Consider the following 24662-nt stretch of genomic DNA (forward strand, 5'->3'; position numbering starts at 1 on the left):
GGAGGGTCGCAAGCCCGGCAAGAAGGAAAAGAAGGAGCTCAAGGACGAGGCCAAGCTGGACCTGCTGCCCATGGCCTTCACCAAGCAGGGCAGTATGTGGGTCTGGGTCGACCCGCAGGCCCGCACCCTGGTGCTCGATACCAGCGCCCAGGGCCGCGCCGATGAAGTGGTGACGCTGCTGGTCGAGGGCCTGCCCGGCTTTGCCCTCGCCCTGCTAGACACCCAGACCAGCCCGCAGGCCGCCATGGCGCATTGGTTGATGACGCAGGAGCCACCCGCCGGCTTCAGCGCAGACCGGGAAACGGAGCTCAAAGCCGCCGACGAATCCAAGGCCGTGGTGCGCTACGCCCGCCACCCGCTGGATATTGATGAGGTTCGCCAGCACATCGAGCACGGCAAGCTGCCCACCAAACTGGCAATGACCTGGGACGATCGTGTGAGCTTTGTGCTGACCGAAGGCCTGCAGATCAAGAACATCGCGCTGCTGGATGCTGTCATGGACGGCAACAGCCAGGACGATGGCGGCTTTGATACCGATGTAGCGATCGCCACCGGCGAGCTCTCGAGCCTGATCCCCGACTTGATCGAAGCCCTGGGCGGCGAAGGCCGCACTGCTCTGGGCGACCTGCCCGCCTCGCTGGCTGCAAGCGCCAGCACATGAGCAGCTATTCATAGATTTGCATAAACCGGGCCGCGTGCCCATATCAATGAATCGACTGCCCGCCAATGAGCGGGCTTTTTCTTTGGAGGCTTCCATGAGTCTGACTTTTGTGAACCACAACGGCGACCCCATCACCGATTCCCGCATGGCCGCCATGCGAGCTCAAGGAATGGAGCTCGAGCGCCAGCGGCGCCTGGCTGCTAAGGCGGATGCAGTGTCCGTGCACAAGGGCTGGCGCGTCTCCGGCATCAAACCCGGAATGCTGGAAGAGGCAAGGCAGGCGCACGAGCGGCTCTGCCAGATGGCGCAAAAGGCCGGAGGTAAACCGCCGGAGCCCTTTGATGAGACTGCATGGCTTCGCACCGCAAAACGCACTGCAGTTCGTAGCAAGCCGTACATCCTTCAGGAAGCCGCACAGCAATGCAAAGGGCTGGCCATCAAGGCGGGCTGGCTCGAGGTACAAGTTAAGGAAATTAAAACGGGCGCGGACTAATTCCGGTCACTTCGTCAGCTCCACTCACGGCATAAGACGCACCGAGCAATTTATGTAGTGAATACCTTCTTTTCATTCCCGTTTAATAGGAACAAAGCGTCCCTTTCTGATGAAGCTTCGCAAATTAGGTTTGAAACACCGGAAGTGATGCAACTCTTCATTCAACGAGGAGAGGAACTACTCCAAAGATCAGATCATGACGCAAACAATATTTGATTGCGACACCTGTATCTTTCACCCTGCATGTTGCTCGCCTGAAGTAGATCAGGTGTTCCAGACTATGCCCGCCAATGAGCGGGCTTTGAGACTGAAAGCGGCCTTACTCGGACTTTGGCGGCTCAAGACACTGGTCTAACCAATCACTTGGCAGCTCTTTCATCAGCAAAATGTATTCCGCAGCGAGCTGCTCCGCGTGTAACTCCGTCTCAGCCGACCCCACCTGAAAGTAGTGCGTCTCTCCACCGTGGGCACATACCCCTACTCTAGCCGCATACATCGAATTGAGTCCGGTCTGCGATGCCGATGAAAACACCTGCAAACCCTGAATTGTTCGCTCCATAGGGCCTCCTTCAAAAAGCGCGGTCAATCCTACTGCGATTAGAGAAGCTCACGAGCAGCAAAGCAGCACCTCTGGCATTGCTCATTCGGAATGGCATCGTGCCAGGAAAGAGTAAGCGTAAGCTGGAGGCCAAGTCACGGAGGAGCGAACATGACGAGCAATGCTTCACAGCCCGCGCAGACATATCGCTACGAGCTGCTGCCAAACAACCTTCACGCTGATTGGAAAATCATCGTTGACAGGGTTCGCGCAGCCTATGACAAGAAGCCGGAATCGGCCATACAGCTGGAGAACGCTCGTCAGCACGGGTTCGGCTTTGTGCGCGCACTCGCGGCAGCTGGACTTGTGACCGTGGCCGCCAAGGCAGACCTGATGGAGCTATTGATATACCCCAGATCGTCCTGCTGACTGCAGGAATCCCAGTCTATAGACGGCTCGCTGCTCACCACGCTCCAGCAGACGCTAACCCGAACGACCAGCCACAACCTACCCACCAATCACAGCCCGCCACTGAGCGGACTTTTCTATTTGAAGGCGTAGCACCCGCTTATCAGGAGATGCTTTGTACTGTTTTCCCACAGCTTCCACTCAGCACAGGACAATTTATTGCGTCCCTGGCTGCGGACTGGGTGCGGGGTTAGCAGGAGACGGCTCAGGTGCTGGCATCTGCGAACCAGGTGTAGGCGAAGGTGGTGCCGCCATACCACCCGTTGCAGGCGGTCGAGACTCCATCTCGGGCTTTGGGGATTTGTCATCGCAGGCCCCGAGCGCCCCCGCAGCAACCAGCAAAGCAATAGCAGATAGTGTTCTCATGGCGATCTCCTTTATTGGATGAGTCCATGTTAAGGCTGTCAAAGCTCTGAAGTTTCACCGTTCTTTCAATACTCACATCCTGATGCATCTACACGCAACTGCGTTGAGAACGCCATATAGCGCGCCTGTTTGCAAGCACCGATCTGCACACGACAGCGCATTCACCCGCTCTCACCTTTGAATACGGCATACCCGTAAGAACCACTTAAAGATGTAACCCAAGCCCGCCACTGAGCGGGCTTTTTGCTTTCCAGCTCCTTCAACCTACCTTGGGCAGGTGGCATTTCCAAATGTGCACCACGCCTGTCGGGTCAGGCTCAATCTTTGTAGCGATGTCATGCAGTGCTTCCCAGTGAGCTCTGTATGCCGCTAGGTTGTCAGCTTCGGTATTCACTGGCATCGCTGGCCGTAGCGCACTTAGGGCCTCCGAAGTCACACGCGCCGACCTCTGCAGGTTCTGGAAATAGAAGCTGACGCTACTTGGCGGCATGTGGTTGTACTGAGGGTCCTCATCCATCACATCCATATCACCTCCATTTTTTGAAGACTCAATTATCCAATTGCCCGCCGCCTCGGGCTTTTCTCATTCGGGAGTGAAGCCGCCTCTTATTGCGCCCAATCTCGCAACTCAGAAACACGCTTATCAGTCATTTCCGTCATGCATGACGTGTAGCCGTGGTACCCAGAAGGAGCCTGCAAATTCTGAACCTCCCAGAGCTTGCAAGAGCTTTCGCGAAACTTTAGCCAATCCCTTTGTGCTTGAGTCAGAGCCTTCTTCTCTTCTTCCGACATCTTCGCTCTGGCCTGCTTGTAGACGCTATTCAGCTTCACATCAAGTCTTGCCAGTTCCGCCTCTTCGCAAGATGCCCATTGAGAGTTCTTCATGCCACCAAGATCAACCCTGTCGTAGCACTTAGAGCGCTCCGCAGAAATGTTCGACTGCTGGCCGGCCTGCGCAGAGAAAGCTAAAGCTGCAAAAGCCGCGAATACAAATACATTTTTCTTCATAGCCCCTCCTATTGTTGGAGCGGGCATTCTGTCCAATCACCACAAACTGAGCAACCACTCAGCACAAGCCCGCCACCGCGGGCTTTTCTCATTCTGGGAGCCACCTATATGCAAGACAACTCAGATCTCATCATCCGTGACTGCTGCGAGGCAGAAGTAGCCGAGTTCGGCCAGCCAGACACCATCTGCATCACTGTCGATGTCTTGCGCGAGATCGTGCAACGACATTCCCCAGACACATGCCTGCACCAGATAACTGAGCCCCAGGCAGCGGCCGCAGCCGTGGCAGTGCCTGATGCAGTGCGCGACGCTGAAAAGCTGCTGCGCGCAGAAGCAGCACGGCTGGAACGCATCTACAACGGGTACGGCAACAAGTGGTATGGGTTCAGCAATGAGAAAGCTGCTCACATTGATCACCTGCGCGTGGCTGACGCGCTTGCCGCCACCCCGGCAGTCGCGCCAGTGGTGCTGCCTGAGCCTGATACAGCCATCAAGGAAGTGATGGAGCTGGTAAAGGATTGGTCAACCCGCAACTGGATTGCTGCTGAATCCAGCCTAGACGCGATGTCCGAGGAATCCAGCGAAAAGCAGCGCCAAGAGGAAAAGCGCTTGGCTGGCGAAGCAGAGACAGCCTACCGCGCCATTGAAACCAAGCTGCGCGCCCTGCTGGCTACTGCTACCGGACTTCCCGCGCAGGCGGTAGAGCCGAGTGATGCGGAGCTGATAGCTCTGAACGCCGGCGAGTGCTTTTTCAGTGAGTCCCCTAGCAAGTACCCCGAGCTTGGACACGGAACCCAGTACCACGGCGGCGCCCCAGGAGTGATTGGCTTTGCCCGCGCCGCCCTTGAGCTGCGCGCCGATCCTGCAGCGTATTCCCAAAAGTTCCAGCAGCGCGTGCAGCCCTGGATGATGGCCTGCTTCGGCCCTGAAATCTCCGCCGACCGCATCGAGCGTAACCATCGCTTCTTAGAAGAGGCCCTGGAGCTGGTGCAGTCTTGCGGCTGCACGGCCAGCGAGGCACATCAGCTTGTTGACTACGTGTACGGCCGCCCCTGGGGTGAGCCCGCACAGGAAGCAGGTGGCGTGATGGTCACTCTGGCTGCGCTGTGCCTGGCCAACGGCCTGGATATGCATGCCTGCGGCGAAACGGAGCTGGCGCGCATCTGGACAAAGGTTGAAGCCATCCGTGCGAAGCAGGCAGCAAAGCCGAAGCACTCGCCCCTGCCCGAGCATGCACCCCAGGCGCAGACAGACGCGCGGGATGCGGACGGTGAAGCATTCAGGACAGCGGCCCGCTTGGGGCTGACGCTGCGCTTCTACGGCAACTGCGCTCAGTCTGGAGCGCCGGGAACGCCGAGCGTGTACGAAGTCACCACCGGCCCAGACAGCGCAGAGGCAATGCGCGCATCGATCGACCGCGCCGCTATCGCGGCAGCAAAGGGGGAGTGATGCAGCACATCGTCTGCTATTCAGGCGGTCACAGCTCCGCCCTGGTGGCGCTCGATGTGGCCCACCGCTACGGCACCAAGAACCTAGTGCTGCTGAACCATGACATGCATTTCAGCGTGGAGCATGCGGACATCAAGCGATTCAAACGGGAAGTGGCCGGGCTGCTGGGCGTGCCGATTACGTTCGCCAACCGGCGCAACGCCACACAAGACCAGTTCGACGTGTGCGTGGAGGCCGGAGCCTTCAAGGTGAACAACGGGCAAGAGCTGTGCACCGCGCGGCTCAAGACCGAGCCGTTCATGGAGTGGCTGGCCGCGAACGCATCGCAGGACGACAGCACTATCTATTACGGCTTCGATGCCAACGAGCAAGACCGCATCCAGCGCCGCGCCGGGATCATGGGCGCGCAGGGCTGGAAGACGGACTACCCGCTGATTTGGATGGAGCGACAGCACGAGAGCACCGAGGCCTTGGGCATCCCGCGCCCCTGCACCTACAGCGTCTTCAAGCATGGCAACTGCATCGGTTGCCTCAAGGCTGGCTGGCAGCACTGGTACATCGTTTACTGCATTCGACCGGACATCTGGCTCAAGGCCAAGTGGGCAGAGGACGAGATAGGCCACGCCATTCACTGGGATGACGGCCAGCCCGTCTACCTGGAAGACATGGAGCCGAAATTCGCGGCAATGAAGGCTGCCGGCATTCCAGCTACTGAGCACATCCCGCATCAGCGGTTCTGGGCCCAGGCAAACAAGATCGTTCGAATCAACGCAATACAGGAGTCTTTGCCATGCGAGTGCACTTCTTAGCCCCCGAATTGCCAAAGCCTCGCCTTCTAGCCTTTGATGAGTCGATGGCAGTCCATGGCTACAACGCTCAGGACATGCGTGACTATGCAGAGGCAGCATGCATCCTCAATGCACTTCCATGGTGGAAGCGCGCTCTGCTCCCGATGACACAGCGCGCCGCCCAGGCAGCGCAAGGGGGTGAGCATGAAGGTTGAAGTCGGAACCATCACCATCTTGCGCATCACCGAGGTGCCGCGCCTTGACCCGATCCGGGTCACGCTGGATGACATCGGCCCCGGCCAGGGGCGAATCAATATCGAGAGCTACGGCAAGGCTTGGGCCAGCTACTGGGGTGCCATGGGGAAGGAGTCCATCGCCCAGTTTTTCATCACCTGCGACAACCACTACCTGATAAAGAATCTTGCCCCGGAGTTGCGCGGCGAGAAGTTCTGTGGCCACACGCTCGAGAAAGACGCCCGCAAAAAGGTGCTGGCTCAACGCCAGAAGCGCCTGCTCACAAACGATGAGGCACGCGATCTATACGAGCGCGCAGGTGACTTGCACCTCTGCGAAACCCTCAATGAGTGCTGGCATGCCGATACCGAGCTGCTGCAGGAGCTCTATGGGCAGGACGAATGGTGGTACCCCGTGGGAGATGCAGCCAGCATCGACAACCCCGAATACCTCGGACTGGCGCGCATCTGCGATGCAGTGCGGGAAGCCTTGAAGACCCAGGCAGCAGCCAAGGAAGGAGCGCAGCAGGCATGAGCCTTGTTGAACTTTTGGCGATCCACTGGGAGGAGTGGCACGGCCTCAGTCGCGCCTACCAAGATGAGGACGGATACGTGCTGGCGTGCGAAAACTTTGGCACAAAGGAAATCGCATGCCGGCTGACGGTCATCGCCTCCGACCGTTCCACAGCAATCGTCACACCTGCCAAATGGGCAGCACAGCGCGCCCAGGCGCAGAAAGGCACGTAGATGGCTATCACAGCAATCAACGTATTCATAGAGGTGGATGGGAAACAGCACATTGCGCCCATTCGCGCAGAGGCTGCCGACCTGTTTATCGGGATGCTTGGCGCGTTTCAGAAAGACGGGGAATCACGGGCAACCCTTATCCCACTGCATGACGATGTTTCAGAGCACCTGATTGCAACCCGCCTAGCGCTGCTCAAGCGCATTGAGGCGCAGAAAGGCCAAGCATGAGCCGCCGAGCCCGCGATCGAGGCGACAAGCGCGACAGATGGCGCGAACCTATCAACCACCCCAAGCCCCGCTGATGCGGGGTTTTGCTTTTGGGAGACCTCATGGCAACCAGCGCCAGCACCGTGGGCCTGCCGGAAGACAAGGCCTACATAGCCCACCACTTCAACTGCCCTACCTGCTGCGCTGCTGGCCTCTCAGGAGGCAAACAGCAGCGCTGCCCCGATGGCCTCCGCCTCTGGAACCTCTATATGCGCGCCTTTCAGGTGCACCTGCGAAAGGACCCCAAACCATGACCGCATCGACCACACATACTCCTCAAAGAATCTACAGAATCAACAAGGCCGCTGAGATGCTGGGAATTTCGCGCTCTACGACCTACCGCCTGATCAAAGTCGGGAAACTCGTCATGGTCAAAATCAGCGAGCGCGCCAGTGGCGTCACAGCGGAATCCCTTGAGAAACACATGAGCTCTTAGGCGCTTCAGAATGCTGGATGACTGCGCTATCCAAGGGCCCGAATTACTGGTAGCTAGGCTGGTAGCTAGAGGCCTTTTTCAAGAAGCCACCCTTCTGGAACCCGCATGAAATAAGGAAAGTTTAAGAAGATGAAAATTGCCACCTGGAATGTGAACTCCTTGTCCGTACGACTGCCGCAGGTGCTGGACTGGCTTGCCGCCAACCCCGTCGATGCGCTGGGACTTCAGGAGCTCAAGCTCACCGACGACAAGTTCCCGCACATGGCGTTCGAGGAAGCCGGCTACAAGGCAGTCAGCCACGGCCAGAAGACCTATAACGGCGTGGCCTGGATCACGCGCGACACGGGGCGCGATGTGGTGCGCAACATCCCTGGGCTTGACGACGAACAGGCCCGCATCATTGCCACGACCATAGACTCGCCGAATGGCGAAATTCGTCTGATCAACGGCTACTTCGTCAACGGCCAGGAACCTGGCTCGGAAAAATTTGCCTACAAGATGCGCTGGCTGCAGGCGTTGCACGATTGGATCCAGAACCAGATGACCCTGCATCCGCGCCTGGTGCTGGTGGGGGACTTCAACGTGGCTCCCGAAGATCGCGACTCCTACGACCCCGTCGGCCTCAAGGACACGATCCACCACACGGTGGAAGAGCGCGACCATTTCCAGCGCCTGCTGCAACTGGGCTTGAGCGATGCCTTCCGCATGTTCGAGCAACCGGAGAAAAGCTACTCCTGGTGGGATTACCGCATGCTGGGCTTTCAGAAGAATCGCGGCCTGCGCATCGACCATATTCTGGTCAGCGAGGCTCTCAAGAGCAAGGTCAGCGCCTGCAGCGTGGACCGTGCTCCGCGCAAGAACAAACAGCCCAGCGACCACGCCCCCGTGGTTGTCACACTGGACTGAGGCGGGACGCGGATCAGGCGGCGCCATGGCTCAGCCACTGCAAGGCCTGCAGCTGGCCACGCAACAGCATCACATGGCGTTTGAGCAGCTTGGCGACTTTGACCGGCAAATCCAGCTGAACAGTGTGCTCCGTGCGCTCCAGCCAGGTCTGCAAGCGCCGCAGCACATCCAGCCAGGTTTCGGCCGCCGTCTCCCCCAAGTAGTCAAGCCAGGTCTTGCGCACTCGCTCCAGCAGACCACCCTCATCCAAGGCCATGGATAGCGGGGCGACCGGAACACCATCAAGCAGCTCCTCCAGCTCGGAAACCAGCTTGTGTGAATCCTGCGAGAAGCGGCGCAGGGCATCAACAGCCATGCTGGCGTCCGCAGTCGTCAAAAACAGTCTGGAGCTTTGCGCGAAACGCAGTCCTGCCTGCAACGCCAGAGCAAGACTGTTCTTCGCCATCTGGCCCAGTACGGCCTCCGCGCAAGGCTTGGACGCGGGTGGAACAATCGCACGGCGCCAGGCTGCCTTGACGGCTGCTCTGACCTGAGACCAGTCCAGCAGGCTGCCCCCGCAATGCAGCGACCAATGCTGGCGCAGCTCGGCCTCCAGGGATTCGAAACTCCTGCTCCCCCCCGAAGCCGTCTGCCGAGCCCGATATCTGCCGGCCTGCCAGCCCAGCAGATAGGCGGGGTAATACTGATCAAAGCTACGCCCTGGGACAAAGTAAGGCTCGCACATATAGCGCTCGTGCCAGAAGGCCTCCTCGGCCTCCGGCATCTGCAGCAATGGCGACAAGGCGTTCGCATCCCGCGGAAAAGACTCCGGTGCAGGCGGGAAAGAGATGGATAAAGGCAAGGCAGACAACGCAAACAGTCCAATCAACAAAAGGCCTGTTGATTTTTACCCCTGCGCCATCTGCCTCATGTCGTCAACCGTGATTGCACCATGTAGGACGGATAAAACCCACCGCGAGAGCGAGTGGCCACTGCACTGCTTCAGTCGAAATTCTCGTTTTCCAATCCCAGCTCCTGCAGCTTCCGGGTGATGGTGTTGCGGCCAATCCCCAGCCGGCTGGCAGCTTCCACTCTGCGACCATGCGTGGCTGCCAGAGCCGTTCGCAGCAACTGTGCCTCGAACTGATGGGACAGCTGATCCCATACATCGTGGTGGCCTTGCGACAACAGTTCCTCGGCCTGCTTGCCCAACCCTTCCAGCCAGCCCTCGGTCAATGTCGGAGCTTCGGTCAAAGGAGCTGCCGCAGTGCCAGGCACGGACATGGACGCCGCCTCTGGCAGGTTTACCTTGGACTGGTCAAGGCCCACACCACTGCTCAATGCGCCGGCAAAGACTGCTGTGCTCACCGATGCAGAGCTGCCTAGCACTTCGGGCGGCAAGTCCTTGAGTGCAATCTGCTGGGCCGGAGCCATAACGGTCAACCAGTGGCAGATGTTTTCCAGCTGGCGCACATTGCCCGGGAAGTTGAAGGCCTGCAGGCGGCTCATGGCGGCCGTGCTCATGCGTTTGGGCTCAACCCCCAGCTGACGCGCGCTTTGCTGCAGGAAATGCTGAGTCAGCATGGGGACGTCTTCCTTGCGCTCGCGCAGCGCGGGCAGGCGCAGGCGGATCACATTCAGACGATGGAACAAGTCCTCGCGGAAAGCACCGTCCTTGACGCGCAGCTCCAGATCCTGGTGCGTCGCCGCAATCACACGCACATGGGCCTTGACGGCCTGATGTCCGCCAACCCGGTAGAAATGGCCGTCGGAGAGCACCCGCAGCAGACGCGTCTGCAGCTCGAACGGCATGTCGCCGATTTCATCGAGAAACAGCGTACCGCCTTCGGCCTGCTCGAAACGCCCCCTGCGCTGGGTCTGCGCACCGGTAAAGGCGCCGCGCTCGTGGCCGAACAGCTCGGACTCCAGCAGATCTTTCGGAATGGCTGCGGTATTGATGGCCACAAACGGTCCGCCGGCAACCGGAGAATGCTTGTGCAGCGCCCGTGCCACCAGCTCCTTGCCGGCACCGGACTCCCCGGTGATCAGCACCGTGACATGACTCTGGCTCAGTCTGCCGATGGCACGAAACACGTCCTGCATGGCGGGTGCCTGACCCAGCATTTCCGCCTGCACCGGAGCCTGCACATCGGCCACCTCCTCGCGCTGGCTTTCCTCGACGGCGCGCCGGATCAACTCCACGGCCTTGGGTACGTCAAATGGCTTGGGCAGATACTCGAAGGCCCCGCGCTGGAATGCCGAGACTGCACTGTCCAGATCGGAATAGGCCGTCATGATGATCATGGGCAGCCCGGGCTGCTGCGCCCTGACCTGCTCCAGCAGCTCAAGGCCCGAGCCGCCAGGCATGCGTATATCGCTGACCAGCACCTGTGGAGCCTGACGCTCGGGATCGCTGTTGTCCACATCAGCCAGGGCCTTGAGCACATCGCGCGGCTGGGTAAAGCTGCGAATGGGCCAGCCTTCACGCCCCAATGCCTTTTCAAGCACAAAGCGGATGGAAGGGTCGTCGTCCACAATCCAGATTGGCTTCATTCGTGCAACATCCTTCCCTTCTTCTGCATATTGATAATGTCAGGCTTTATGGCAGCGGTATCAGGATTCGGAAATCCGTCCTCCCCGGCTGGCTCTCGCATTCGATCAGGCCATGGTGACGCTGCACAAAGGTCTGAGCCAGCGTCAGCCCCAGGCCGGATCCGCCGTCTCTGCCTGAGACCAAAGGATAGAAAATCCGCTCCTTGATGGCATCTGGCACGCCTGACCCGTTGTCGATTACATGCAATTCCAGTGCCAATCTGTAGCGCTCACGCCCCAGAGTGACCTGTCTGGCCACACGCGTCCTCAGAATGATCTCGGCATCGCCCTCTGCAATGCGCCGCCCCAGCGCCTGGGCCGCGTTCTGAACGATATTGAGCAAGGCCTGTATCAGCTGTGCGCTGTCGCCTCTGAACTCGGGGATGGAGATGTCATAGTCGCGCGTGATCCTGAGCCCCTGGGGGTGCTCGACCAGCACCAGCGAACGCACGCGCTCGCAGACCTCGTGGATGTTGACGTCGCCCACCTCATGCGGGTGGCGATGCGGGGCCAGCAATCTGTCCACCAGCGCCTGCAGGCGATCTGCCTCGTGAATGATGACCGTGGTGTATTCCAGCAGCTCGGGCGTGACCAGATCCATCTGCAGCAACTGGGCCGCGCCGCGAATGCCGCCCAGCGGATTCTTGATCTCGTGCGCCAGATTGCGGATCAGTTCCTTGTTCGCCAGAGCCTGCTCTCGGATGCGCTCCTCGCGATCCTGACGGGCCTGCTGTTCCAGCGGCCACATCTCCACCATGACATGGCCGGCCTTCTCGGCCAGCGAAACCGCCGCATGAATCGGCAAGGGCTCCTGCCCCAGGCGCAGCAGGCTGGCCTCGAAGCGCAGCGCAGCAAAGTCGTTGGAACGGGCGCCGCTGAGCGCCTTGTCCAGCAAGGCAGGCTCGGCAAAGCAGGTGGCGAAGTCACTGCCCACCATGATGCGGCGCGACTGGCCCAGGGCGTTTTCCAGCGCCGCGTTGACGAAGCGCACCATGCCGTACTCGTCAAGCACGGCAATCAGGGTGCAAAGCCAGTCCAGCGACTGGTAGCCGTGAGCATTGGCCTGATCCGGATCAGGCCTGGGGATATCGGGGAGCGGGGCTGCAGTGGAACTCATTCGATAGACCAAAAATGACCAGCCCCAGGGGCCGGATTAATTGACCGCAGGCAGCCGGTCCAGCTCTCGCCTGATGCCTGCGATATCACTTTCCTGGCGTGTGATATCGGCTTTCAGCTTGGCCACCCGCTCCGGGTAGCCCTGAGGATTGCGCAGCTCCAGTGCCGTGCGCACGGGGTTGCCATCGTTGTACTCCGCCTTCAGCTCGGACAGTCTGGCCTGGGCCTTGTTCAGCTCGCCTTGCAGGATCGCTCGTGCATCGGAGTCACGCGCTTTCTGCGCGGCACTGTCGCTACGGGCCGTGGCCGGCGCGCTCGATACAGAGCTACTTGCCGGCTTGGGCTTGACCGAAGCCGCAGCGGCATTGCCACCCGAGGGCCTGGTGCCGTGAATCACCGTCACGCCACTGCCATCGACCGGCTTGCATCCCTTGGCCTTGGCCTGCGAAACATTGTTGGTGTACTCATTGCCGCAGCGGTAGATCACATCCTGGGCAGAAACCAGCCCGGATGCAAGACACAGCAACGACAACACATAAAACTTCTTCATTCGGTCCTCTCAGGCAGACGGCGGCCGCAAGTCCGCAATACCCTGAGTATCGCTCCAAGCCTGCGGCTTTTATTGACTACTTGACCGCCACCAACCCGTTTGGTTCCTTTGCTGCCACGCCCGCCGCAGCGAGCGCTCAATAAAAAAGGCGGCTTGCGCCGCCTTTTTTGACCTCTGCTTTACAGCGAGAAGTACATATCGTATTCGACAGGGTGCACCGACTGGCGATAGCGAGTCACTTCGCCCATCTTCAGCTCGATGTAGGCATCCAGCATGCTGTCGGAGAACACACCGCCCTTGGTCAGGAACGCACGGTCTGCGTCCAGGGCTTCCAGAGCCTGATCCAGGCTGTGGCAGACGGTAGGCACCAGCTTGTCTTCCTCGGGGGGCAGGTGGTAGAGATCCTTGGTCGCGGCTTCGCCGGGATGGATCTTGTTTTCCACGCCGTCCAGGCCGGCCATCAGCAGAGCTGCGAAACCCAGGTAGGGGTTCATCAGAGGATCGGGGAAGCGTGCTTCCACGCGACGAGCCTTGGGGTTGCTGACGTAAGGAATACGGATGGAGGCCGAGCGATTCTTGGCCGAGTAAGCCAGCTTCACGGGCGCTTCAAAGCCGGGAACCAGACGCTTGTAGCTGTTGGTGCCAGGGTTGGTGATGGCGTTCAGCGCACGAGCGTGCTTGATGATGCCGCCGATGTAGTACAGGGCGAAGTCGGACAGGCCGGCATAGCCGTCGCCGGCAAACAGGTTCTTGCCATCCTTCCACACGGACTGGTGCACGTGCATGCCGGAGCCGTTATCGCCAGCGTAGGGCTTGGGCATGAAGGTTGCCGTCTTGCCGTAGGTGTTGGCCACGTTCCAGATGATGTACTTCTGCAGCTGTGTCCAGTCGGCACGCTCGACCAGGGTCGAGAAGCGTGTGCCGATTTCGTTCTGACCGGCGCCGGCCACTTCATGGTGGAACACTTCGACAGGGATGCCGACCGCTTCCAGCAGCAGCGACATCTCTGCACGCATGTCCTGGGTGCTGTCGACAGGAGGAACTGGGAAGTAGCCACCCTTGACGCGAGGACGGTGACCACGGTTACCGGTCTCGAACTTGGTGCCGGTGTTCCAGGGAGCCTCGTATTCTTCGATTTCGAAGAAGGGGTTGTGAGGCTCGGTACCCCAGCGCACGCCGTCGAAGATGAAGAATTCGGGTTCGGGACCGAAGTAAGCGGTATCGCCCAGGCCGGAAGCCTTCAGGTAGGCTTCAGCACGCTTGGCAATGGAACGGGGATCGCGGTCGTAGGCCTTGCCATCACCGGGTTCGATCACATCGCACTGCAGAATCAGTGTGGTTTCTTCGAAGAAGGGATCGATATTGGCAGTGTTGGGATCGGGAACCAGCTGCATGTCCGAGGCTTCGATACCCTTCCAGCCGGCAACGGAAGAACCGTCGAAAGCATGGCCCGAGGCGAACTTGTCCTCGTCGAAGTGCGACACGGGCACGGTCACGTGCTGTTCCTTGCCGCGGGTATCGGTAAAGCGCAGGTCCACGAACTTGACCTCGTTATCCTGCACCATCTGCATCACGTCTGCAACGGTCTTCGCCATTAGATCTCTCCTGCCAACTTTGGCTGATCAAATAAAGAATGAATAGTATCTAGCAGTTTGCGTGCCAACTCGACCTCGGCGCCTCGCAACAACATCTGCGCACCGAAACCGAGCCTTGGTGTAAAGATATTCGGCACAAGACATAAGCACTTACCAGAGCTGCATCTGCAAACTGCACCAAACAGACGCGCATTGTCTCACTGCCAGAGCACGCTAAACAATTGCACCATCTTGGTGAATTAATTGACACCAATTTGGTGCATTTCTGAAACAAGATTGTTTTTGGTGCATGGCACCTGATTCAACCTGCTGCAGACGCTTTTCAGCGAGCCACCGAAGCTGCACCATCCGAATCATCTGCACCAGGTGCAAACGGGACCTGCGGGTCGGCAGCACTCGGCATGGTCTGCGCCCTCATCTGCTCCAGCGCCGCCAGACAGAAGTGGGCAAACCACAGTGCAGAGAAGGCAAACACCAGCGCATAGATCCAGATGGCAATGGGCACAAGAATCCAGAAAGCAGCCAGGAACAGCAGCCCGGAAATCCAGACCACACCGGGCGCTGCACCCAGATAGCCGCAGATCACGCCCATCAGAATGAGCGACATGCGATGACGGGCAAACAGGGCCCGGCGCTCGTCCTTGCTGGCATGCTCGGACAAGGCGTCAAATGCCATGACCCTGTAGGTGAGCCATCCCCAGATCAAAGGCGCCACCACCAGCATCAGCGGCGGGAACACCCATAACGGCAGAGTGACAAACAAGGCCAGCAGCGCAATCAGCGTGGAGCCGCCCGACCAGACCAGGCTGGCCATGGTGGAGCCGCCATGCTTTTTCTCGAGACCGACAAAGCGTTTCTCGGCCACCAGCTGCGTGAGCACTGGTGCCATGAACAGGCCTACCAGCAGCAAAACCAGCACCACGAGTACCGGCATTGCGCCCAACACAACAAAAATGGAAGCCACCACCTCCGAGGCATACCCAAGGCCCAGCCCTTGCAGCCATAGCCACAAGGAATGCAGCCAGCCCACCCCGTCCAGCAGGCTTTGCACCTTGAGGACCGCATCGGCCCAGAAGAAGTAACCAAGAAGCCAGGCCATCAAAGCCATGGCCAGCAGCGGCAAGAGTGACCAGACAATGACCCGCTTATGCAGGCAATACGCCATGGCACGCCAAAAAGAGTCGAGTAGCAAGCTCATGCTGGCAAGCATACTCAAGGATTGGCTTATGCGCGACCCATCAATCGCAGGACAGCCAGCCACTGCTGCGCCCAGAAGCCACGGCCATAGTCGCGCAATTGTCCTTTTGCATTCGCTTGCACCTGATCGCGAATGCCAGTGGGGTCATAGCGCAGATCAAAGTTGGCCGTGCCAAACAATATGTCCCACCAGGGCAACAATACGCCGAAATTGTTTCCATGCACCTTCTTGTTGCGCACGGGCGCCATGGGTTCGTGGCCAATACCGATGGCGTGGTGGCGGCGGTGAAAGCGTGGACTGATCCACAGGCGCTCGCCCAACTGGCCAAACCAGATGCGCACGTTGGCATGCTGAAAGCTCTCGCTGAGCTGGGTCAGGGCCACGATGGCCACGAACTGCCCCGGAGCCACGCCAATCAGCTGTGCCACCAGCACGATGATGGCGTCATGGATCACGTCGTCGAGCAGGTGATTGCGATTGTCGCTCCACACCGTCATCTGGCGCTGCGAGTGGTGCACGGCATGCAGCTTCCACCACCAGGTAAAACCGTGCTGACCTCGATGAATCCAGTACTCGACCAGATCGAACACGACCAGATACATCAACAGACTGACCCAGGCGTTGTCCGTCACGCCCGGCCAGATATCGTCAAGATGAAAGCCAGGCATGCCCAAGACATGAAGCCTGCCCATGAGGGCATCCCACAAGGGATCGATCGTGAAGAACAATGCCAGCCGGAAAAATCCCAGCCGGTGAATCAGCGTGTAGAGGATGTCCACGCGAATCGCCTGGCGGTCCACCACGGGCTCGACCGGCCTCCAGCGCTGCAGCGGCACGATCACCGCGACCATGACCGCTATCTGCAGCAGCCCCACCAGCAGCCAGCCCGTGGCTGTGTAGCCATCTTCGAGCAGGTTCGCCATGCCGAAATGGAACAGAAACGGCTGAACCACGCCTTCAAACAAGCGTTGCTGCGCCTCTCCAAACATCTGAACCAACCAATCCACAACTCACTCCTCTTGCCGCACTCAGCGGTGCTGCGCAATCCAGCCCTGGTACGCCGGATGCTCGGCCAGCGTACGAAAGCAAAAACCCTTATCCAGCAGACCGACGATCAGCGGCTCCAGCACCGCCGGGGCCCAGGGGTCCTGGCGCGACCAGATGCCGAGGTGGGCCAGCAAGATATCGCCGCAGCCTATGTTTTTGAGTGCCTGGGCCAGCAAGCGTTCATTGGGATACCTGTCGCTGGGCAGCTCGTCGCCCAGAAAGCCTGCCGGCGCCCAGCCCACATGCTGAAAGCCTCCCTGCTGCGCTGCGGCAATCAGCGCTGGCGATGTCTTGCCGCCCGGCGCACGATACAGCGGCAAGGTCTTGCGACCCGTGATCTGCGCCAGCCTCTGAGCGGAGCGGGCAATCTCCTGGCGGTACTCATCGGCAGACACCACATAGCTCTGACCGGCTCTGGGCCCGGCCGATGGCTTGACCTTGAAGTGCGTGACCTGGCCTGTGGCCTTGTCGCGGATATCGGCCAGCCAGTACATATGGTCGAAGGTATGGGATGCGAGCTGGTGACCTTCGTCGGCACGCGCCTTCCACCAGGGCGCCCAGAAGTCGCTCAGACTGCTGCCCCCCTCCTTCGTGGCCTCATTGGCCGCAAAGAATGTGACGGGCACCTTGTGCTTTTGCAGAACCTGGGCGACAAGCTGGGCTATGCCCATATGCCCGGTGTCGAAGGTCAGGTAGACCGCCTTGGAGCAAGCGCCTGAAGCCATCTTCCTTGCAGCTTCGGCAGCAAAGGCTGGGACGGCAGGCAGGCCGCCGACCAGCGAGCCGAGCATGAAACAACGTCTTTGCATCCACCCTCCTTGAGGTGGTCAACACGGAGACCAAGCCATCCCTGCCGTTTCGATGCAGCAGGGACAAGCACCTTAGCGCGCAGCGTGGGACAGCGTCCAGACACCGTGAGGCGACTTGCCCACATTGACCTGATTGACCACCTTCTTCTCCACCGTGTCGATCACCGACAGCTTGCGCGCCCAGCGCGAGGCCACGAAGATGTAGCGGCCGTCGGCCGAGACATCCATGCAGTCGGGGCCGCCAGGCGCCGGGTAATTGGCAACGACCTGGCTGCTGACCATATCGATCTTGCTGATGGTATTGGCCACGCGATTGCTCACGTACAGATGACGGTCATCGCCGGCGGCGCGGAAGGCATGGGCGCCGGCTGCCGTCTTGATCTGACCCAGGCTGCGTGGTTCGGGACCGGTGATGTCGAACACTTCGACACCATCGCCGCCCGTCAGGCCGACAAACAGCTTTTTGCCATCAGGGCTGCCATAGACGTCGGCAGGCATGGGGCCGGTGGGCACTCGGGCCTTGATGGTCTGGGTGGCGATATCGATGGCCACCAGGGCGTCGCTGTCCTGCATGGTGGAGTACAGCGTCTTGCTCTGCGCGTCGATGAACAAATGGCTGGGCGTCTTGCCGGTGGAGACGCGCTTGACCAGGGTCGGCGTCTGCGTGGCCGCATCCCAGCGGTAGAAATCGATGTGGTTGAGGCGGTTGGCAGCCGTGACAAACCACTTCATATCTGGTGAAAAGCGCAGGTGGTATGGGTCCACGATATCGCGGATCACGCGCTGCACGGCACCCGTGCGCGGATCCACCAGAGTCAGCGAATCGCCCAGCGCATTGGCCACCACCAGTGATTTCTCGTCTGGCGTCAGATACAGGTGGTGAGGCTCCTTGCCCGTGGGAATGCGCGACTGCTCCTTCCAGGTCTGCGGATCGATCACGCTGATGGATGCATCCAGGGAATTGAGCACAAAGATGGGCGTCGGGCCTTGCACGGCACGCGCTGCCTGTGCCGGCTTGACAGCAGCTGGCGGCAAAGGTGCACCGGTTGCAACCGCCGCCGCGGGCGCGACCACAGGAGCGGCAGGGACCGCCGGTGCGGCTGCCTTGGCAGACTTGAAACCGGGCAAGGCCGAAGCCCCCAACCATGCCGCAGCGCCCACGCCCACGACCAATGCCACAGCAGCGCCAGTGCGCCCAATAGAAAGACGTCCCACAACCACCACCTTCTCAGAATCCATGCAGTGTAGCTGCGTCAATGCAGCCGCTGCCAACACAAGCCTTCTGGTTTACAAAGCTTGTTGAAATGCCGCGCCAAGCTTGCCTGATCGGCGCAGGCCGCATCATGACAACAATTCAAAAACAGGAGCAGCTAGCTCCTGCTTTTATTACGGTACAGCTTTAAAAAAGCTTGAAACCGTTGGAATAAAGGCACATGACGCTCATCTATTGATGAACATCATTGCTCTATAAAAAAAGGAGCCCCAAAAGGGCTCCTTTGCCAACGTCGGTGACGGGTCCTCAGACCTTCCACTTCTCCGCCAGCTTTTCGGGATTCAGCGTGTCATAGCCTTCGAAAGGCTGGTGAATCCAGGGGTTGGTGGCCAGGAAGTCCACCGAATAGTCAGGCTCGAAGGTCGACACGCCCTTGGTCCAGATCACGGCGCTGCGCAGCTCCGTAATGGGTGCGTAGTTGGTCTTGAGCATGGCGATCACGGCTTTGAGCGTGGCGCCCGAGTCCGCCAGATCGTCCACCAGCAGCACGCGGCCGGAAATATCGCCCTTGGGCGTGGCGATGAAGCGGCCGATGTCCAGATGGCCCTGCACCGTGCCGGCTTCGGCGCGATAGGAGCTGGTGGACATGATGGCCAGGGGCTTGTCGAAAATGCGGCTCAGGATGTCGCCGGGACGCAGACCACCGCGTGCCAGGCACAGGATGGTGTCGAATTCCCAGCCGGACTGGTGGATCTTGATGGCGAGCTTTTCGATGAGACCGTGGTACTCGTCGTAGCTCACATACAGGTGCTTACCGTCTTCTGTCAGCATGGGCACAGTTCCTTTGAAAGTTCAGTAAAACCCGGACCGATCAGGCGGCGCTGTACGGGTTGTGCATCAGGATGGTGTGATCGCGGTCGGGGCTGGTGGACACCATGGCGATGGGCACACCGGTCACTTCGGCAATACGGTCCAGATAGCGGCGGGCATTCACGGGCAGCTTGTCGTACTCGGTCACACCCACGGTGGAGTCGGTCCAGCCGGGAATGGATTCGTAGATCGGCTTGCAGCGCTCGATATCGTCCGCGCCCAGAGGCAGCAGGTCGATCTTCTCGCCGTCGAGCTCATAGCCCACGCACAGTTGCAGCTCTTCGATGCCGTCCAGCACGTCCAGCTTGGTGATGCACAGGCCGGACAGGCCGTTGATCTGGGCCGAACGCTTGAGCAGCGCAGCATCGAACCAGCCGCAGCGGCGCGAGCGACCGGTGGTCACACCCTTCTCAGCGCCCACGGTGGACATGACCCAGCCGGGAGTGCCTTCCTTTTCCCATTCCAGCTCGGTGGGGAAGGGGCCGCCGCCCACGCGGGTGCAGTAGGCCTTGGTGATGCCCAGGATGTAGTGCAGCAGACCTGGGCCCACGCCAGCGCCTGCGGCGGCATTGCCGGCCACGCAGTTGGACGATGTGACATAGGGGTAGGTGCCGTGATCCACGTCCAGCAGCGTGCCTTGCGCGCCTTCGAACAGCAGGTTGCCGCCTTCGGCGTGCACGGCATTGAGCTCGCGCGAAACATCGGCAATCATGGGCTTGATCAGCTCGGCATGACGCATGGCTTCTTCGTACACGGCGTCGAACTGAACTTCGCCGTCCTTCATGTAGGGAGCCAGGCCGGCGCCGAAGTCGAAGTTCTTGGAGCCCAGCACATTCACCAGAATGTGGTTGTGCAGGCTCAGCAGCTCGCGCAGCTTGGTGGCGAAGCGCTCGGGGTGCTTCAGGTCCTGCACACGCAGGGCACGGCGGGCGATCTTGTCTTCGTAGGAGGGGCCGATGCCCTTGCCGGTGGTACCGATCTTCTGCACGCCACCCTTTTCACGGGCCGCTTCACGGGCCACGTCCAGAGCCTGGTGGAAAGGCAGGATCAGCGGGCAGGCTTCGGACACGCGCAGACGCTCACGCACTTGCACGCCGGCCTTTTCCAGGCCTTCGATTTCTTCAAACAGCTTGCCCACGGAGAGCACCACACCGTTGCCGATGTAGCACTTCACGCCGGGACGCATGATGCCGCTGGGAATCAGGTGCAGAGCCGTCTTCACGCCGTTGATGACCAATGTGTGACCGGCGTTGTGACCGCCCTGGAAACGCACGACGCCGTTGGCGCTTTCGGTCAGCCAGTCAACCAGCTTGCCCTTGCCCTCATCACCCCACTGGGTGCCGACGACGACCACATTGCGACCTTTGGATGTATTCATATTCCAATCCGATAAATCGAAGAATTAGTCAAATGCCTTAAATGGCTTGCACGACCCATTGCCCGCCGACATTGGCAAGCTCACGGTCGCAGTGGAACTCATCCACTTCGCTTTCATGCCCTGGCAGCACGCAGACCACCGTCTCGCCCTGCTGGCGCAATGCGGCAATGGCGGCAGCCACTTGCGCGTCATCACCCCAGGGGGCGCGAATGGCAGCCTTGAGCGGACGCTCGGGCACGACAGCCACCAGTTGTTTGATATCGAGACTGAAGCCGGCAGCGGGACGATTGCGCCCGAACACTGCACCGACTTCGTCGTAACGGCCACCGCGCACCAGGGCATCGCTGCCACCGGGCACATAGATCGCAAAGCGCGTGCCGCTGTAGTAGGAGTAGCCACGCAGGTCGGCCAGGTCGAAGCTGACCTTGACGCCATCCAGATGCTGCACCAGCCAGCGCAAATGTGACAGCACATTGCGCACGCCAGCAGTGCGCTCTAGCAGCTTTTCAGCTTGATCGAGCACTTCCATGCCGCCGTACAACTGCAGCAGCGCCATCAGGCCTTCACGCGAGGCTTCGGGGAAATCGCGGGTCAGCTGAGCCAGCTCGGTTGCATCCTTGGAGGCCAGGGCCGCATGCACGCCACGCAGCACCTGCTCGTCCACCATCACGCCAGCCAGCAGGCTGCGCACAATGCGCACATCGGCCAGATCCACGATGACGTCCTTGACGCCCGCTCCCTTGAGGCAGTCGAGAGCCAGATGCAGGGCTTCGAGGTCGGCTTCCAGGCCTTCATGGCCGTAGATTTCAGCACCGAACTGGAACGGCTCACGCGTGGCACGCGGACGATCGGGGCGCGCATGAACGACAGGACCGCAGTAGCACAGACGGGTTACGCCCTTGCGATTGAGCAAATGTGCATCAATGCGTGCCACCTGCTGCGTCATGTCTGCACGCAGGCCCATGGTGCGACCGGAGAGCTGGTCAATCAGTTTGGAGGTTTGAAGGGCAAGAGCTTCGCCTGTACCCGTCAGCAAGGACTCCAGATACTCCAGCATGGGTGGCATGACAAGCTCATAGCCATAGCTGCGCGCAGTATCGAGCAATCCTCGACGCAATTCTTCGATGTGCCGTGCCTCGGAGGGCAAAACATCGGCAATGTGATCCGGCAGGACCCAAGCAGACATGGAGAAATGGGGAGGCTGTTAAAAATGCGATTCTACCGGCTTTGCCAGCCCTGCCCAATTTGACCGCTAAGGCCTAGCCAGTATCGGCAGTATTTAAAGCAGCACCAGCATGATGGCGCCTGCTGCGATACAGAGCAATCCGCAAAAGCGCAGCTGCCCATCCCTGAGTTGCAGCAACTGGGAAAACAGCTGGCGCCACAGCCCGGGCGCGAACAGGGGCAGCAGCCCCTCCAGCACCAGCAACATGGCGATCGCCAGTCCCAGGATCTCCCACCAGTCCATTGCCATCTCCCAATAGAAAATGGCCCTCAAGGGGCCATTGCTTGTATCGTTGTCAGAGCTTTCCGAACTTGCGCAAACAAGGATGCACAACAGGCATTTCTATCGGCAAAACACCACGCCTGATCCGAATTTGCGCAAGCCAAGGCCTATTTGCCAGCGGAGCCGCCACTGCGATAAGCCTTGAAGAAGTCGCTTTGCGAAGGATCTAACACCAGCACATCGCTCTTCTTGGAGAAGCTCTCCTTGTAAGCATCCAGACTGCGATAGAACTGCGCAAACTGCGGATCCTTGCCAAAGGCTTCTGCGTAGACCCGTGCCGCTTCAGCATCGCCCTCACCCTTGATCTTCTGTGCATCGCGGTAGGCATTGGCAATGGTGATGTCACGTTGACGGTCGGCCTCGGCGCGAATCTTTTCACCCTCAGCCGCGCCTGTGGAGCGCAGCTCGTTGGCCACGCGCTTGCGTTCGGCCTCCATACGGCGATAGACGGACTCGGTGATGGTCTCGGCATAGTCCACGCGAGTGATGCGCACATCGACGATGTCGACACCCCAGGGCTTGGAGCCGCGCACGGTTTCCAGCACTTCACGCTTGACGTCGGCCATCAGCGTTTCACGCTTGGAAGACAGCAGCTCACGCACGGTACGGCGGTTGATCTCTTCCTGAAAGGCATTGCGCACCACGCGGTTGAGCTGCATGGCACCGGCAGATTCATCCAGACCCACGTTACGGATGTATTCCGAAGGCTCGGAGATGCGCCAGCGCACATACCAGTCGATGACCACGCGCTGCTTTTCAGCCGTGAGCATGGGCTCGGTATCGGTGCTGTCGAGCGTCAGCAGACGCTTGTCGATGTAACGCACGTTCTGCAGCGGTGGCGGCAGCTTGAAGTTAAGCCCGGGCTCGGTGATCACTTCCTTGATCTGACCCAGCGCATAGACCACACCGAACTGACGCTGATCCACGACAAACAGGGTCGAACTCAGCAAGGCCAGCACCACGAGAATGCTGGTGACAAAAAATCCGATTCGATTCACTGCATTCTCTCCTAGCGTGCGTCACGGTCACGGCTGCGCGCATCGCGGCTGCGGGCATCACCGGCGGGATTGGGTACTACACGTACGTTGGCTGGAGCCGAAGCTGCGCCGCCGGCAGCTGCATCACCCGACGCAGCGGGAGCAGCGGCGCTGCCACCCACGTTCTGCATGATCTTGTCCAGAGGCAGATACAGCAGATTGGAGCCCTGGCGCGACTCCACCAGAACCTTGGTCACGTTGGTGTAGACCTGCTGCATCGCATCGATGTAAAGACGGTCACGTGTGACCTGAGGAGCCTTCTGGTACTCGGAATACAGCGAACTGAAGCGTCCGGCATCACCCTGAGCCTGGGCCACGATCTTGGACTTGTAGGCAGCAGCCTCCTCACCCAGACGCGCCGCAGCACCCGCAGCACGGGGCACCACATCGTTGGCATAAGCCTGGGCCTCATTCTTGGCACGCTCACGCTCCTGACCAGCCTTGAGCACATCGTCAAACGAGGCCTGCACCTGCTCGGGCGGCCGCACGCCGCCTTGCTGCATATTGATGCCCACCACCTCAACGCCCACCTTGTAGCGATCCAGAATGGACTGCATCAGATCGCGCACTCGCGGCGCGATCTGGTCACGCTCCTCAGCCAGAGCCGCGTCCATCTTCATCTTGCCGACGACTTCACGCACGGCGGACTCTGCCACCTGGATCACGGCCTCGGAAGGACTGCGGCTTTCGAACAGCCAGGCTCGCGCATCGCTCAGGCGGTACTGCACGGCAAACTTGATCTCGACGATGTTCTCGTCCTCGGTCAGCATTGCCGATTCACGCAGCCCCGTGCTGCGCACGATGTTGTCGCTCCCCACTTCCGCAGAGCGAATCTGCGAAACATAGACCAGCTCATGCTTTTGAACGGGATAAGGCAGGCGCCAGTTGAAGCCCGCTCCCACGGTGCTCTTGTACTTGCCGAACTGCGTGATGACGGCCTGCTGGCCTTCCTGCACGATGAAAAAGCCCGTACCCAGCCAGATCAGCACAGCCACGCCGGCAATCAGGAAAATTCCTTTGCCGGGGTTGAAAGGCTCGCCAGGCTGACCGCCGCTGCGGCTGGGCGGCACACCACGGCCGTTGCCGGAGCCACCACCAAACAGGCCGGAAAGCTTGCGATTGAGATCACGCCACACCTCTTCCAGATCAGGCGGCTGGCCTTGCTGAGGAGAGGAAGGACGGGGTCGCTGCTCGGGTGCGGGCGGCATCGGAGGACGCTCCCCTTCGGGTGCCGAGCCGTCCGGCTTGGAGCCATCTTCGTTGTTGTTGTCGCCACGACCCCAGCGCGGATCGTTCAAATTGAACATCCCGCGAATGCGTTGCGGCAGCACCGCCAGGCGATGGACGCGTTGTGAAAAATTCATGCGAGACGTCTCTGTGTTTTCAAAAAGACATGGACCATGGCAAGCAT

Annotated in this window: 27 protein-coding genes; 11 read left to right on the forward strand and 16 right to left on the reverse strand. The window is 59.9% G+C overall.

The window, feature by feature from the left end; translation table 11 throughout:
- The 3 genes from rdgC to AAIL66_RS16735 form a co-directional block, all read left to right on the forward strand.
- The coding region (gene rdgC, locus AAIL66_RS16725) for a recombination-associated protein RdgC (RefSeq protein ID WP_343497265.1) at positions 1-661 on the forward strand (661 nt) is incomplete at its 5' end.
- Between the two features lie 94 nt (positions 662-755).
- The gene (locus tag AAIL66_RS16730) at positions 756-1154 is read left to right on the forward strand and encodes a hypothetical protein (protein ID WP_343497266.1); all 399 of its coding nucleotides are present in this window, start codon (positions 756-758) and stop codon (positions 1152-1154) included.
- 709 nt (positions 1155-1863) lie between these two features.
- Positions 1864-2121 carry a hypothetical protein gene (locus AAIL66_RS16735; RefSeq protein ID WP_012837702.1) on the forward strand — a complete coding sequence of 86 codons (258 nt, stop codon included), beginning with the start codon at positions 1864-1866 and terminating at the stop codon, positions 2119-2121.
- A gap of 1011 nt (positions 2122-3132) precedes the next feature.
- On the opposite strand, the gene AAIL66_RS16740 is transcribed toward AAIL66_RS16735, so the two are convergent.
- Positions 3133-3534 (reverse strand): lysozyme inhibitor LprI family protein, encoded by a 402-nt coding sequence (locus AAIL66_RS16740; RefSeq protein ID WP_343497267.1) that lies wholly within the window; start codon positions 3532-3534, stop codon positions 3133-3135.
- Between the two features lie 300 nt (positions 3535-3834).
- Here AAIL66_RS16740 and AAIL66_RS16745 point away from each other — a divergent pair, with 300 nt between their 5' ends.
- The 7 genes from AAIL66_RS16745 (at position 3835) to xth (ending at position 8360) form a co-directional block, all read left to right on the forward strand.
- Positions 3835-4983: a hypothetical protein gene (locus AAIL66_RS16745; RefSeq protein ID WP_343497268.1), complete on the forward strand. Its 1149-nt coding sequence runs from the start codon at positions 3835-3837 to the stop codon at positions 4981-4983.
- A complete protein-coding gene (locus AAIL66_RS16750) occupies positions 4983-5792 on the forward strand; it encodes a hypothetical protein (RefSeq protein ID WP_343497303.1) in 810 nt (269 codons plus the stop codon). The genes AAIL66_RS16745 and AAIL66_RS16750 overlap by 1 nt, the downstream gene beginning before the upstream one ends.
- A gap of 183 nt (positions 5793-5975) precedes the next feature.
- Positions 5976-6539, forward strand: a complete 564-nt coding sequence (locus AAIL66_RS16755; RefSeq protein WP_343497269.1) for a hypothetical protein — start codon at positions 5976-5978, stop codon at positions 6537-6539.
- Positions 6536-6751, forward strand: coding sequence for a hypothetical protein (locus tag AAIL66_RS16760; RefSeq protein ID WP_343497270.1), 216 nt, complete (start codon positions 6536-6538; stop codon positions 6749-6751). The genes AAIL66_RS16755 and AAIL66_RS16760 overlap by 4 nt, the downstream gene beginning before the upstream one ends.
- A complete protein-coding gene (locus AAIL66_RS16765; protein WP_343497271.1) occupies positions 6752-6979 on the forward strand; it encodes a hypothetical protein in 228 nt (75 codons plus the stop codon).
- A gap of 289 nt (positions 6980-7268) precedes the next feature.
- The gene (locus AAIL66_RS16770; RefSeq protein WP_343497272.1) at positions 7269-7454 is read left to right on the forward strand and encodes a helix-turn-helix domain-containing protein; all 186 of its coding nucleotides are present in this window, start codon (positions 7269-7271) and stop codon (positions 7452-7454) included.
- 129 nt (positions 7455-7583) lie between these two features.
- Positions 7584-8360 carry an exodeoxyribonuclease III gene (xth, locus tag AAIL66_RS16775; protein ID WP_041744257.1) on the forward strand — a complete coding sequence of 259 codons (777 nt, stop codon included), beginning with the start codon at positions 7584-7586 and terminating at the stop codon, positions 8358-8360.
- A 13-nt stretch (positions 8361-8373) separates the two neighbouring features.
- On the opposite strand, the gene AAIL66_RS16780 is transcribed toward xth, so the two are convergent.
- The 9 genes from AAIL66_RS16780 to AAIL66_RS16820 all read right to left on the reverse strand — a co-directional run bounded on the left by AAIL66_RS16780 (position 8374) and on the right by AAIL66_RS16820 (position 18485).
- Positions 8374-9141 (reverse strand): hypothetical protein, encoded by a 768-nt coding sequence (locus tag AAIL66_RS16780; protein WP_343497273.1) that lies wholly within the window; start codon positions 9139-9141, stop codon positions 8374-8376.
- 200 nt (positions 9142-9341) lie between these two features.
- Positions 9342-10892 (reverse strand): nitrogen regulation protein NR(I), encoded by a 1551-nt coding sequence (gene ntrC, locus AAIL66_RS16785; protein ID WP_034359327.1) that lies wholly within the window; start codon positions 10890-10892, stop codon positions 9342-9344.
- A gap of 46 nt (positions 10893-10938) precedes the next feature.
- Positions 10939-12048, reverse strand: coding sequence for a nitrogen regulation protein NR(II) (gene glnL / locus AAIL66_RS16790; protein ID WP_034359329.1), 1110 nt, complete (start codon positions 12046-12048; stop codon positions 10939-10941).
- 36 nt (positions 12049-12084) lie between these two features.
- A complete protein-coding gene (locus AAIL66_RS16795; RefSeq protein ID WP_343497274.1) occupies positions 12085-12597 on the reverse strand; it encodes a hypothetical protein in 513 nt (170 codons plus the stop codon).
- Positions 12598-12776: 179 nt separating this feature from the next.
- On the reverse strand, positions 12777-14192 hold the full coding sequence (gene glnA, locus AAIL66_RS16800) for a type I glutamate--ammonia ligase (RefSeq protein WP_003063782.1): 1416 nt from the start codon (positions 14190-14192) through the stop codon (positions 12777-12779).
- 322 nt (positions 14193-14514) lie between these two features.
- Entirely contained in the window at positions 14515-15402 is an 888-nt protein-coding gene (locus AAIL66_RS16805) for an EI24 domain-containing protein (protein WP_034359334.1), read from the reverse strand.
- 14 nt (positions 15403-15416) lie between these two features.
- Positions 15417-16397 carry a sterol desaturase family protein gene (locus AAIL66_RS16810; protein WP_034359337.1) on the reverse strand — a complete coding sequence of 327 codons (981 nt, stop codon included), beginning with the start codon at positions 16395-16397 and terminating at the stop codon, positions 15417-15419.
- A 21-nt stretch (positions 16398-16418) separates the two neighbouring features.
- Positions 16419-17246 (reverse strand): polysaccharide deacetylase family protein, encoded by an 828-nt coding sequence (locus AAIL66_RS16815; RefSeq protein WP_343497275.1) that lies wholly within the window; start codon positions 17244-17246, stop codon positions 16419-16421.
- A 72-nt stretch (positions 17247-17318) separates the two neighbouring features.
- Positions 17319-18485, reverse strand: coding sequence for a beta-propeller fold lactonase family protein (locus AAIL66_RS16820; RefSeq protein WP_034378382.1), 1167 nt, complete (start codon positions 18483-18485; stop codon positions 17319-17321).
- Positions 18486-18502: 17 nt separating this feature from the next.
- Here AAIL66_RS16820 and AAIL66_RS16825 point away from each other — a divergent pair, with 17 nt between their 5' ends.
- Complete coding sequence (locus tag AAIL66_RS16825; RefSeq protein ID WP_165570843.1) at positions 18503-18649, forward strand: hypothetical protein; 147 nt, start codon at positions 18503-18505, stop codon at positions 18647-18649.
- Between the two features lie 116 nt (positions 18650-18765).
- Here the strand turns inward: AAIL66_RS16825 and AAIL66_RS16830 are convergent, their stop codons facing one another.
- The 6 genes from AAIL66_RS16830 to hflK all read right to left on the reverse strand — a co-directional run bounded on the left by AAIL66_RS16830 (position 18766) and on the right by hflK (position 24615).
- Positions 18766-19290 carry a phosphoribosyltransferase family protein gene (locus AAIL66_RS16830; protein WP_003063794.1) on the reverse strand — a complete coding sequence of 175 codons (525 nt, stop codon included), beginning with the start codon at positions 19288-19290 and terminating at the stop codon, positions 18766-18768.
- A 40-nt stretch (positions 19291-19330) separates the two neighbouring features.
- On the reverse strand, positions 19331-20707 hold the full coding sequence (locus AAIL66_RS16835; protein WP_003063796.1) for an adenylosuccinate synthase: 1377 nt from the start codon (positions 20705-20707) through the stop codon (positions 19331-19333).
- A 37-nt stretch (positions 20708-20744) separates the two neighbouring features.
- Positions 20745-21893 (reverse strand): ATP phosphoribosyltransferase regulatory subunit, encoded by a 1149-nt coding sequence (locus AAIL66_RS16840; RefSeq protein ID WP_003063798.1) that lies wholly within the window; start codon positions 21891-21893, stop codon positions 20745-20747.
- Positions 21894-21986: 93 nt separating this feature from the next.
- The gene (locus AAIL66_RS16845) at positions 21987-22175 is read right to left on the reverse strand and encodes a DUF2065 family protein (protein ID WP_012839168.1); all 189 of its coding nucleotides are present in this window, start codon (positions 22173-22175) and stop codon (positions 21987-21989) included.
- 146 nt (positions 22176-22321) lie between these two features.
- A complete protein-coding gene (gene hflC / locus AAIL66_RS16850) occupies positions 22322-23212 on the reverse strand; it encodes a protease modulator HflC (RefSeq protein ID WP_003063801.1) in 891 nt (296 codons plus the stop codon).
- Between the two features lie 11 nt (positions 23213-23223).
- Positions 23224-24615, reverse strand: a complete 1392-nt coding sequence (gene hflK / locus AAIL66_RS16855) for an FtsH protease activity modulator HflK (protein ID WP_034359349.1) — start codon at positions 24613-24615, stop codon at positions 23224-23226.
- Positions 24616-24662 lie beyond the last annotated feature (47 nt).

It is taken from the genome of Comamonas sp. F1-6, from assembly GCF_039581415.1.
GTDB lineage: Bacteria > Pseudomonadota > Gammaproteobacteria > Burkholderiales > Burkholderiaceae_C > Comamonas > Comamonas thiooxydans.